Here is a 12,508-nt window from a genome sequence, read left to right as displayed (position 1 = left end):
GTTTTTGATTCTATTAGATATTCTTAGCCGAATCTCTTACGATTAATTCACCAGGCACAACAACATGGCCGTTTTCCGTCGAGATTTGTTTATCTCCGATTTGAGTTCTGAGTAGTTTGAAAGCTTGTTTACCGCCTTCTATGAAGTTCATTCGGTAAGTGGTTAGTTTTGGTGTCCAGATTTTAGATAATGGTTGATCGTCAAAGCCAATGACGCTGACATCTTCGGGGACCTTTTTACCTGCTTCGTTCAAGCCTCTTATGATTCCTAAAGCGATGATGTCATTGCCAGCGAAGATGGCAGTCACGTTATCATCTTCGGCTAGTCGATGTCCGATTTTCACCCCGCTTTCGGGATCCCAGTCGGAGGATATTGGTGCATAGATCGGCGCATTAGATTCTTCGCATGCTTTATGCCATCCGGCCATGCGACTGTATTTGACGCCTTCATGGGGGAGTGCGACATGGATGACGGTCTTATGACCTAACTCCAATAGGTATTTAGTGACTTCGTATCCGCCTCGCTCGGCACCCAGCGTGACTTGATTGTTGGCTTTTTTTGCGTCGCCGGCAACGGTTACGACTGGAAGGTTTTCCGGTAGAAGTGAGGTCATGTCGATGTCGAGGTTGTCGAAGTCGAGCATGATTACGCCGGAGGGATGCTGGTCCAGGTAAAGTTGGGCGCTTTTGCGCAGGTCTGAGCGGTCTTGCCCGTTGAGGACACAGATGGAAAGAGGGAGTCCCTCTTCTCTCGCTGCGTCCTCGATTCCTTCGAATACTAGGGAAGGACCGTAGAGCGTGGTATTGGTCGTGAACACTGCCACCGATGGCATTTGCCTGTGGACCAATGCTCGGGCTACCGGGTTCGGTCGATAGCCGAGCATTGCGATCGCTTGGCTGATCCGCTCCTGTTTTTCCTCGCTTACCCTTGACGGGTTGTTGAGAAAACGCGATACGGTGGGAACTGATACCTCCGCCAAGGCTGCCACATCCCTGATGGATGCTGTTTTGACTGTTGTTCTCACCATATCGCGTCTCCATTGATTCTCGGTTTATTGGTTCTAGTGTATGTTATTTACTTCACGGCTCCGCCTGTAATACCGGAGATGATCTTGCTCTGTGTGAAGGCGAATATCGCCAGTAGCGGCAAGCTCATCAGGATAATGTAGGCGAAGATTAGATGCCAGTTGTTGAGGTAGAGGCCTGCGGAAGCCACGTTGTACAGGTTGAGCGGGAGAAGGTTCATCTTGCCGGACAGGATGAACAGCGAGTAGAACACGTCGTTCCAAATGTACAAGGTGACCAGAATGGTTGCAGTCGCCAACGTCGGTCCAAGCAGAGGAAGGATGATGGTGAAGAAAATTCTCGCCGGTCCGGCACCGTCGATCCTGGCTGCTTCCTCCAGTGATACTGGGATTGTGCGTATGAAGCCGGTCACGAAGAAGATGACCGTGGAAAGGTAGATTCCGACATATACTCCGACCATGCCGGGTGCGGTTCCGGATAATCCGATGATTTTCAGCAGCATCATGACTGTGACGACTGCAGGGGGAAGAATCAGGCCGGAAATACTCAGCGCGTATACGATGGCCATTGGCTTGGTGGTGCGGCGTGCGAGGATCCATGCGGCCATGGAACCACAGATCAGTGTAAGCAGGACCGAAGGCACGGTCACGATTACCGATCCGAAGAACGCCTGAATCATTTTGCCGTCGATGAGCACGGTTTTGAAGTTCTCCAATAGTTGCCAGTGGGATGGCAGGCTCATGTTAGGGGAGATGGCTTCGGCTTGGGATTTTCCGGCCGTGACAATCAACAGCCAGAAAGGCACACCCAAGAAGATGATGAGGATAATGACGGCAAGAATGGTGTGGATAATCTCACCCAGAGGTGATTTCTTGTTTACTGTCACTCGCTCATTGGTTTTTACCTGACCGAAAGTTGCGGAACTCATAGGATCTTCGCCTCTCTTCTACGAAGCAGATAAATGACAGGTACTGCGATAATCATGACCATGACGAACAGGACGAGGCTCATGGTGGTGGACTGCGAGTAAAGGCCTTGGCCGAAGGTACGCCAAATGAAGATGTTCAGGATTTCCGTCGAACCACCGGGACCTCCTTGCGTGGTTGCCTGCACGATATCGAATCCATTCATGGAGCCCAATAGCGATGTGGCAACGTTGAAGGTAAATGCCGGTGCCAACAATGGGAACTTGATTTTCCAGAACAGCTGCGAACCGGATGCCCCATCTATGGTGGCCGCTTCGATGACATCAGGGTCGATTGTCTTCAAGCCAGCCAAGTAGATGAGCATCGCAAGACCCATCCATTTCCATCCGTGAATACTGGCGACGATGAGCAACGTCCAGTTGATGTTGCCCAGCCAGGCGATTTCCACAGTATGCCCGGAGAATGCGCTCAGGATTTGGTTCAGAGCACCATCGCTTTTCAGAATGGCCTGCCAGATATATCCGACTGCCAAAGCGGACATGATGACGGGGACGAAGAACAGTACTCGTGAAAGCCTGTTGATGAACGTGTCCTTTTCAAGGAATACCGCAAGGGCAAGTCCGAACACGTTCTGGAATATGCCGACGAAGATTGCGTACAGGAGCGTGATTCGCAGATCCCTGAGCAGTGTGCCGCTGGTGAACAGGGTGATGAAGTTGTCAAATCCGTTGAAGCTGATGGTTTTACTGAATGCGGACCAGTTAGTGAACGCATAGATGAAGTTCAGTACTGTCGGGATGAAGAAGAATACAAGCAGGAACGCTATCGCGGGGATTAGGAATCTGAGCGGATAGTTCTGTTTGATGAGGATGGTGTGACGGCTTGTCGATGTTGGTTTTGCCATAATCGTTCCTTTGAACCAGGAGAAGCAAAAGGAGTGAGGGTGGTGTCAGACTTGGTGGAAGAGGAGATAGAACCTGCCTGCCACCACCCTTTTTATTCGGGGAAGTTTTAGAATCCAGTCGCGCCTTGAGCCTTGGCGAGCTGAGCGAACTGGTCCTGCGTCGCCTGTCCGACCTGTTCCGGCGTCTTGGTGCCATTGATCATGTCAGCCAGGTTGATGTACAAGTCGGGGGTTGCCGATGGCGAGGGATTGCATGGATCCCACGCCATCCTTGATGGCGGCCGCGGAATCCGTGAGAGCTTCAGGAACATCAGGGGAGGAGTCCACGGTCTTGAGGACGGAAACAGCGCTCTGGTCCTTAACGAAGCCCTCGTACCCGTCGCTCAGCCAGTAGTTGATAAGCTGGCGTGCGGCGGCATCCTTCTTGTCGTCCCCGGACTTGAAAGCTACAACACCATTGTTCGCATCAGGAATGATGGTGCCGATGTTGCCTTCAGCCGAGATCGGGAAGAAGCCAATCTTCTCATCGAGCGCCGTTTTGTCATTGTTGGCCAGTGCGGCAACCATGTTGAACATGACACCGATGCCAATCATCATGCCCGTCTTACCGTTCCACAATGCTGCAGCCTGTTCGTCGTTTTTGGCGGAGCCTGCATCCTTGTTTTCCAAACCTTCATCGAACAGCGCCTTGTAGTTGTTGATCGCGGTCATGATGGTCTTATCGGTGAACTTTTCCTTACCGGTGTTCACTCGATCCCACAATCCATCCTTGGCGGCTTCAGCCAACTGGACTTGAACCGAATACTGTGTACCCCACTGGGATCCGCCCATTTCGAAGAACGGTGATTCGACGCCGTCGATGTTCGCCGCCTTGATCTTCTTGGCGGTTTCGACCAGCTCATCCCAGTTCTTCGGAGTATCGGTGATACCGGCCTTTTCGAAGACCTGCTTGTTGTAGAAGACACCCATTACGGATGGGGCTCCGAACAATGCCGCGTAACGGGTGTTGTCGACCATGCCTCCGGCTTCGGCCATGCCTTCGGTGTAGTTGTCCACGAATGGGGCGTTGTCGAGTTTCTGTAGTTTATCCTGGGCGATGAAACCTGCGAGCATGGATCGTGTGGGCTGCCAGAGGGCAAGGTTCGGAGTGTCTCCGGTAGTGACCTTGGTTTGGACGTTCTGCTCATAAGGGTCGGGAATCACTTCGACATCAACCTTGGCTCCGGTGGCCTTCTCGAATTCCTTGACCATGTTGACTGGAATCTTGCTTGCAGCCTGGGGCACCCACATCTTCAGGGTCGTTCCTTCAAGTGATTGGGTGGCTTTCGGCCAATAATCGGCGGCCGAAGTATCCACGTCAGTGCTAGACGCGGTCGGATTGCTACATCCGGCGAGCAGCATAGACATGGCAGCTATGAATGCGGCAGCGGAAACAATGTGCTTCATTGCGCTATTGTTCTTCATTTTTCAACCTTTTCAATCGTTCTTTTAGGTTTACTGTTACTTGTTCTTGATGCGGAACGTACGGGACACGTATCCGTCTGCTGGGGTGAAGACCGACAGTATGCCCTTTTCATCGCTCCAATGGACAGGCCATGCGGGGAACCCGTCACCGATGGGGAACACGGTTGAGACTTCGGTTTCTTCACCCTGGTAGAAGGGGATATTCAGCAGTGAGATTTGGGGTTGAGCAAGATTGCGTGCCCATACGGTCACAAGCGAATACTCGTCAGTCCTCAATCCCAGTGAGACGACAGGATCATCCCAATGAGGCAATCCTGTAGGCCAGAAAGGTATCGCATTCGGGAGAACAGGTTGGACCTGTTCCTTGTATGCTGAAACTGCCTGCGCTATGAGTTTCTTCTGCTGGTCCTCCATCCTGTTGATATAACCGGAGAGGAAGAATCGTCCCAAGAACGTTGTGTTCAGGTTGGTAGCGATTTCCTCTTGGCTCATGGTTGATTGCGGGTAAGCCCAGTTGGCAGCCTGTTCAGGGAGCATCTGCATTGGGGCGGCGGCGGCGATGGTCGGGTAGAGTCGGAAGTCCTGCTGGTCGGAAGTGGATTGCACTTGGAACCGGGAGAGTTGTGCGTAATCCATGCGCATACCACCGGAGGAGCAGTTCTCCAAGATCAGGTCAGGGTATTTCTCATGGAGGCTGTCAATCCACTTGCTGTAGGCACGATTGTGTTCCAGGAGCCCGTCACCGCAACTGTCGCTGTTGATGTCGGTGCCGCTTCCGGGGGACACGTTGTAGTCGAACTTGAAGTATGCGACACCGAAGTCGTTAATGAGCCTGTCAATGACCCCGGTGATGTATTCGCATGCTTCCGGGCTACGGAAATCAAGGAAGTAGCGTTGCTGTTCCTCAATACGGTGACCGTGACGGCTAAGGAACGCGCTGTCGGGAAGTTTGCTTGCGATTGGGCTCAATACTCCAATGACTTCCGGCTCGACCCAGAGGCCGGGTTTCATCCCCGCCTTGGCAATGGCGCTCATGACTTCGCTGAAACCGTTCGGGAAACGGGTCTTGGAGGGTTTCCACTCGCCGACTGACGGCCACCAGTTTCCGGTGTCGTCGTACCAGCCGCAATCCACTACGAACACTTCGACGCCGGCTGCCGATGCTCCCTGGATGAGAGGAAGCAGTTTTTCGGTGGTCGGGTCGCCGTTGATGGTGTTCATGTAATCGTTGAAAATCACCTGCGGCTTGTGGTTGTCGTCGTGCGGGGTTCGCGTGGCTCGACGGTATTTAGTCAGTTGCTCCATGGCAGAGTCGAACGATGCCGCGAGCGTGATGTCTGCGGGAACAGTGGTGAACGATTCGCCGGAGTTCAGGATCTTCTCCCACGAATGATCGTTATTCGTCGGACCCGACAACGCAAGGTATCCGTCGTCGCCGTTCTTGCCGATCTCCCAACGCCATGCACCGTTGTGTTCGATCTGGAACAGCCATACGAGTTTCAGCTGGTTTGATTCCAGAACACCCATAGGTGCGCCGCTTCCGGTAGACCATGTGCCGGTTGAGACGACCGTATGAGAGTAACGCTGGTTGTGTCCGATGAGATTTTCATGCATCTCGGGCACGTAATCCGTTACATGCGTACGCTTCCAGCGGCCTTCGCCGAGCCATTCGTTGTCGCATTCGAGCACGTCCCAGGCATTGATGTCAGTCTCTGCGTTCGGGGCGCCAAAGCCAGCTGTCCAACTGGTGACGGATTCCAGAACAATGGTGTCATCGGCAGTTGCGGCGTTGGTTACGGTCATATACGAGCGGAATGTCGAAGAACCGGTGAAGGTCTCATAGTGGGCTTCCACATTGACGTGGGATTCCGGATCGGTAAGGTATACCGTCAGACGGTATTTACCATCAGACACGGTGGCTTCATGATTCTTATACCTGAGTTCAGCTCCGATATGCGTGGCTATAAGCCTGCCGCTTGATAGTCGATGTCCATGCCCTGCCGCAAGTATCTCCACAATAGGTAGGGGGTCAGAGAAAACTGCTTTCGTTTCTCCAGACTGTACTGTCGTGAGTTCGACCGGTGTCGAATCACTGTATCGGAAAACTAGTTCCAAGTCGGGTGTATCCCATTTGAACGTTTGATGGTCTGCTCTCTCCATATGCTTCCTCACATATCTAATAGCGGTTTCATGCACAGGAAGATTACGGTACCCAAGCCGGGAAATCTCTTGGATACCAACAATTCTCTGCACACCAACAACCTCTGTGGTTGTTGACATCTAAGTTAGGATGATACCGTTTTCATGTCAAAGACACGGGCGTGTCTTAAGTTCAGAAAGACTGCGTTTCGTTGCAATATCAAGGTTTATGGAACTTTGATGATGTCCTTGACCATGATCACCTCAGTACCGGTTTCATCATTACCGGCAGTATCCGCTAATCACATTCGGCTATTACCCCCCATTCCACGAGAGCATTAGATTAACCTCATGATTAAATCAGAAAAACAATTCAACAATCTTGCCGAATCCGATAAGAAATTAGAACAAGTAATAAGCGATTACGCAGCTAACAACGACCGAATGTCACTTATACAAGCCAAGAAATATTTGGATGAAATATTAGGAACTCCCACGAGCGGTGACCAGATTCGCGTATGGTCCGAACCTCGTTTTCACGTTTCCGTATGGAAGCAGAATATCAGAGCTGACGGGCGTGATTTTCTCTATCATTATGCGGGTTTCGCCACTAGTGTCCCCGGCGTGGTAATCGTACCTATCAATGACCATGGGGAAACGTTATTGGCTTGGCATTATCGTCCAGCTAACCATACTTGGAGTTTGGAATTGCCTCGCGGCGCCGGCGAGGAATCAGAGACCCCAGAGAAGACCGCACAGCGTGAATTGATGGAGGAGACTGGTCTCGAACCTCATCGGTTAGTTGAAATCGGTCGCATACATGCTGACGGGGGAATCCTACAGGATGATGTTCGAATAGTCGTTGCCTACGATTGCGTGCCTGTTTCCAATACCGTGGATTTTGAATTGAAGCACCCGGTATGGTGTTCCCGAAATGAGATTAACCGACTTCGTTCAGGTGGTTTGATTGATTGCGCATTGACGTTAAGCGCTTTGAGTCTGGCGGGTTTCTGAAGGGGGATTTACAGTCCCGCGTACTTTAGCTAGATTGCAAACCATCACACTGAAGCTATTCCGTGAACCCGTGCCTCATAGCGCTTGGTTCACGGATGTATCCGCAGACTGTCAAGCCATGAGGAGCTTCAGAGAATGGTGTTCACATCGAACGAAACAGTCAACGGCCGGAACTATAGGTGATGCCGTTGCTACTGCGAATAATACTAATATTTATCATCGTATTCGGCTTATCCACAGGTTTGCTCGCATACGTTTTCTACCGTCAATGGGATGAGAAAATCTGGGGCCTAATCCTCTCATTCTTCCTAGCTTCCATCTCTTTCATCTGCATCGCAGCATTACTGGTCATTGTCGCAACATTGGGGGCTTTCTGATGGTGAAAAACTATTTTTCCTACCTTATCGAATCCATTGCCCGCTGGATTATTATCGCTATTGGCGTCATCGTAGGATTCATATCCCTCATTTGGACCGTCTCCACAGATTACGGTGAACGCATCTTCACTTTTTCAACCCGTCATTGGTGGGTCACTGGATTAGCGGCTTTGATCACTGTCATCGCCTTATATGCGACCGGCTTGATTCACAGGTTATCTTCCCTCGACTACAGGAAACTTGCGTTGGTTGCAGGTTTCGTGACAGGTGTAGGGGGAGTTTTTTGGGTTTTCTCCGCAAATGTCGGAGTCGTATGGGATTCGCTCGAATTATGGAATGCCGCTACTCAATCGGACGCACCCCAATGGGCACATGCCAGGTATATGGAACGATACCCTTACCAGTCGTCAATGATATTGGCGTTGAAAGCATGCCAGTGGATAGCTGGATCCAATGCACTGTTGCTGTTCCAATTAGGCAATGCAGTCTGCGTGGGACTGGCTTCATGGTGTGTGGTTCGACTCGTATACTCTTGGACAGGTGACTCGCCGGCCGCGGCTGTAGCCGCCGTTCTTCAGACGTTGTTCCTGCCTTCGATCCTGTATGTGACATTCGTATACGGGAACCAGTTTGCTTTGACATGTCTGCTTCTGTCGTTCCTGGCACAATCACGAGGGTTCAATAGGAATCAATACCGTTGGCATATTGCTGCAGTGGTTCTCATGTTGGTGGCGGTAATCGCGAAAAGAACCTTCCTTCTTGGAGGTGCGGCAATTGCATGCGTCTGGCTGTTCGACTCTTTGAGAAAACGCGATTGGAAACCTCTCATCCCGGTGGTTCTGCTACTGACGACAAGCCTGATCATCCCCATGTCGATCGATAAAGCCGTTTTCAGTGAATATGACGCGAATCCAAGCAACGGGTTGCCGAAAACAACTTGGATAGTCATGGGGTTGGGAGCTAACCCGACCGGTAAGCAGCCATATCGAGGTCTCGGAATGTTCGATACGTATCCGACAATCCAACCGTCTGAAACCTACTCGTCAGCAAAACAGTCCGAAATGGACCACAGGAACTTAAGGAACCGCATCGTTGAATTCGCCCATAACCCAGTGTCTGCGATTCGATTCTTCGGCAAGAAACTCGTATACGAATGGGGAGACCCAACGTATGGAAGCATCATCGCATCCAATTGGAACAGGGGAACAACTCCGCCACTGAGCGAAAGACCAAAAACACGGATATCCAACAGCATGTATGACGGGAAACTCCATTGGCTGTCGATCAATGTCATGAACATCATCCAATTAGTTGCCTGCGTTGGTTTCGTTATCTGCTTCGCCAAAAGAAAAATGCAGGCTAATCAATACGGTCTGGCCCTATTCGTGGCAGGCGGATTCCTTCTCTACCTGATATGGGAAGCAAAAGGACAATACATGTGGCCCATGGCCCAGGCGATGATTCCCTTTGCAGCGATTGGAATTACACAAATCCCGGATATGATGCGGCGTTTTTCCAGAAAAATCAACGAATGGGGCAACCATATCCTGGATACCGCCGGGGCAATGTAACGCCTATTGACTTTTCTCCCCACAGCTAAATCCGGTGACTTACGGCGCTTCCCGATAGAGGAGAACAGGTGGATTGGAATGCTGCAATCAGCAGGTATCCAATCCACCTGTTCTCCTCTATCATTATCAATGGAAGCCACACTCAGGCTGTTCTATCCCAGTATGGAGTGAAATGAATTCACAGGTTCAGAAACCCCATAAAAGGATTACCTCAATGAGGCTTCTGAACCATTTTCTTTTGCGAGGAGAAAGACTATGGTCGGAAGCTTCAAAAAAATGCTGCTTTCGTCTACAGCTATCGCGATGATCTCCGCTGCTGCCATTGTCCCGTCAGCAGCAATGGCCACCAGTGCGGGAACCAATATCACCTTCATCGGTTCCTCTGACTGCAAGGGCGGGCATGGCGTCATGTGTGCTGTAAGCAAAGGCCCCGACACCCTGATCCCAGGGGCCAAATTCACTTATCCGAGTGAAATGGATAAAGTGACCTACTCGGATAAGGGAACATTCACTATCCCCGACACATATAAGGGCGAGAAAGTCCAGTCGGTAAGTATCAAAGGTTACATCAATTACGGTGATATAACGGCCAAGCCGGGTGCCGTCCTCCAATATTGGTTCAACCGGTTCTACTATGCCTCAGGACTGGGAACCGAAGCTTCAAAGTACACTACCTACGTGGAAATCTCCTGCCAGTCCGGTCAATCCAAGGATGTCTGCTCCGGTGAATCAGTGTACGCGGATTCAGTCGGAGGCGATGATTCAGCCGAGAACTGGAGCCTGTCCAATACCATCGCCTTTACCCAGAACGTCACTCTTGGCGGAGAATATGCTTCATACCAGCACAACTTCTACCGGAATTATGATTCGTCCGACACTACAATCGTCGGAACCGACTCCAATATGGATGACGTGATCGATGCACCGGATACTCCTACCAGGGATGGCTTCGTATTCGACGGATGGTATACGGACCGAACCGGTGGCATCAAGGTCGGAGACGGTGACAAAGCATCCTCCTACAGTGGTCTGAATCCAGAAACATCCTTCTACGCTCATTGGAAGGAAGCGGCGAAAACCTGGAAAGTCACGTTCTACACAACGGGAGGAAGTAGCGTGCCCTCTCAGACAGTGGAAGACGAAAAGACAGCGACCAAACCTTCAGACCCCACCAAGGAAGGGAAGACGTTCGCAGGCTGGTACACGGACGCCAAACTCACCGAAGCCTACGATTTCAGCACGCCGGTAACGTCGGACCTACAACTGTATGCGAAATGGAACACGGCCGCCCCAACCCAATACACAGTCAGTTTCGTCACCTACAGTGACAGCAAAGTGGATTCCGTCAAAGTCGATGCCGGGCAGAAACTGACGAAACCGACTGATCCGGCACAGGACGGATACAAGTTTGTAGGCTGGTATACGGATGACAAGTATTCAACCCCATACGATTTCGACCAACCGGTTACTAAGAACCTCACCCTATACGCTAAATGGGAGGAGGACGCTGCTGCTCCTATGATGCATGCCGTGACTTTCGATACGAACGGAGGTGAAACCAGTATTCCGGCGCAGAACGTCGAAGAAGGGAAGACAGTGTCCAAGCCTGCGGATCCGATTCGCAAGGGGTACAAGTTCACTGGATGGTCAACTAGCAAGACCGGTGGTACGGCCTATGATTTCTCCTCTCCTGTCACGAAGGATCTAACCCTCTACGCTACATGGTCCAAGAGCGATGATGGCGGAGACGGCGGTGACGGTGGAGACGAGACTCCGGCAAAGACCCATGCCGTTGTTTTTGAAACCAACGGTGGAAGCACCATAGCATCTGTGAAAATCGATGACGGACAGAAGCTGATTGCACCGGACGACCCCTCCAAGACAGGATTCAAGTTCGCAGGATGGTATACGGACAAGACTCTGACTGCATCATATGATTTCAGTCAGCCAGTCACCGCCGACCTGACCCTGTATGCGAAATGGGAAAGCGACGATAGTACTCCGGATCCAGATAAGCCAACCATATTCCAAGTTAGCTTTGAGACCAATGTCGGAAACAAAATCGATCCCATCTCGGTCGAATCAGGGAAAACGTTGACCGTTCCAATCCCGGAACGCTCCGGATACAAGTTCGCCGGCTGGTATACGGATACCAAGCTCACCGACGTATTCGATTCGAAGACCCCTATATCCAAGAATATGACCTTGTATGCGAAATGGGAGAAGCAGGATGATTCCGATTCCGGAACCAAGCCCGATAAACCCGAGGCCATAAAGTATACGATTACCTTCGACGATGGTTCGGGGAATGTCACAACTCAAAACGTTGAGGAAGGCAAGACACCAACTCGTCCGAAAGACCCGTCACGAAAGGATTCGACGTTCGCCGGATGGTATTCCGACTCCGAATTCTCCATCCCATTCGACTTCACCAAACCAGTCGAAGGTGATACTACCGTGTATGCAAAGTGGATTCAAAAACCGGATAAATCTGCTTCAACTCACAAAATCTCCTTCGATACAAACGGTGGAAGCAAGATCGATCCAATCGAAGTACAGGAGGGGACCCCAATCAAGAAGCCATCGGACCCATCCCGCGATGGCTTCACATTCGGCGGCTGGTATGCGGATCAGTCTCTCGCGACACCGTTCGACTTTTCCACAACAGTGACTTCCGACATGATTCTGTACGCGAAATGGAATAGCACGAAGCACACTGTGACGTTCGACCCGAATAATGGGAATCCGGTTCAAACGATTGAAGTTGAAAACGGTCATCTCGCCCAAATGCCTGGAACTCCGTTACGAGACAATTACACGTTCGCTGGATGGTATACGGACAAAGCTCTGACTCAGAAGTTTGACGTCAATACGCGCATCACGGGTGACCTGCACCTGTATGCAAAGTGGACGCCAACGCCTGCAGAGGCGGCTAAATTAGCAGCGACCGGTGTTGGTATCGGCTTGGGTAGCATCGGCGCGCTGATACTCCTCAGCTGCGGCGTGCTGGCCTTCATCACACGAAGAACAGCTTTGAACCGCTAATCCGACTATGTGGTTTTAACTGAATCGGGGAGGGGTTGCAGCA

8 protein-coding genes are annotated in these 12,508 nt (G+C 51.2%); 3 read left to right on the top strand and 5 right to left on the bottom strand.

Annotated elements, in window-relative coordinates; genetic code table 11:
* Positions 1–13 precede the first annotated feature (13 nt).
* From DF196_RS01995 to DF196_RS01975, 5 genes are all read right to left on the bottom strand, one after another.
* Positions 14–1,027, bottom strand: coding sequence for a LacI family DNA-binding transcriptional regulator (locus DF196_RS01995; RefSeq protein WP_109056267.1), 1,014 nt, complete (start codon positions 1,025–1,027; stop codon positions 14–16).
* Positions 1,028–1,074: 47 nt separating this feature from the next.
* Positions 1,075–1,953 (bottom strand): carbohydrate ABC transporter permease, encoded by an 879-nt coding sequence (locus DF196_RS01990; protein WP_109056266.1) that lies wholly within the window; start codon positions 1,951–1,953, stop codon positions 1,075–1,077.
* Positions 1,950–2,855 (bottom strand): carbohydrate ABC transporter permease, encoded by a 906-nt coding sequence (locus DF196_RS01985; protein ID WP_109056265.1) that lies wholly within the window; start codon positions 2,853–2,855, stop codon positions 1,950–1,952. The genes DF196_RS01990 and DF196_RS01985 overlap by 4 nt, the downstream gene beginning before the upstream one ends.
* A gap of 204 nt (positions 2,856–3,059) precedes the next feature.
* Positions 3,060–4,301, bottom strand: a complete 1,242-nt coding sequence (locus DF196_RS01980) for an ABC transporter substrate-binding protein (protein WP_241519541.1) — start codon at positions 4,299–4,301, stop codon at positions 3,060–3,062.
* A gap of 54 nt (positions 4,302–4,355) precedes the next feature.
* Positions 4,356–6,233, bottom strand: a complete 1,878-nt coding sequence (locus DF196_RS01975) for an alpha-galactosidase (RefSeq protein ID WP_158276246.1) — start codon at positions 6,231–6,233, stop codon at positions 4,356–4,358.
* Positions 6,234–6,809: 576 nt separating this feature from the next.
* Here DF196_RS01975 and DF196_RS01970 point away from each other — a divergent pair.
* The 3 genes from DF196_RS01970 to DF196_RS01955 all read left to right on the top strand — a co-directional run bounded on the left by DF196_RS01970 (position 6,810) and on the right by DF196_RS01955 (position 12,465).
* Positions 6,810–7,472, top strand: a complete 663-nt coding sequence (locus DF196_RS01970) for an NUDIX hydrolase (RefSeq protein ID WP_109056263.1) — start codon at positions 6,810–6,812, stop codon at positions 7,470–7,472.
* 376 nt (positions 7,473–7,848) lie between these two features.
* On the top strand, positions 7,849–9,420 hold the full coding sequence (locus tag DF196_RS01960) for a glycosyltransferase family protein (RefSeq protein ID WP_109056261.1): 1,572 nt from the start codon (positions 7,849–7,851) through the stop codon (positions 9,418–9,420).
* A gap of 255 nt (positions 9,421–9,675) precedes the next feature.
* A complete protein-coding gene (locus tag DF196_RS01955) occupies positions 9,676–12,465 on the top strand; it encodes an InlB B-repeat-containing protein (protein WP_109056260.1) in 2,790 nt (929 codons plus the stop codon).
* Positions 12,466–12,508: the final 43 nt, after the last annotated feature.

The organism is Bifidobacterium callitrichidarum, assembly GCF_003129905.1.
Classification (GTDB): Bacteria; Actinomycetota; Actinomycetes; order Actinomycetales; family Bifidobacteriaceae; genus Bifidobacterium; species Bifidobacterium callitrichidarum.
Note: the sequence above shows the minus strand (reverse complement) of the source record. Positions and strands in the feature narration are given on the sequence as shown.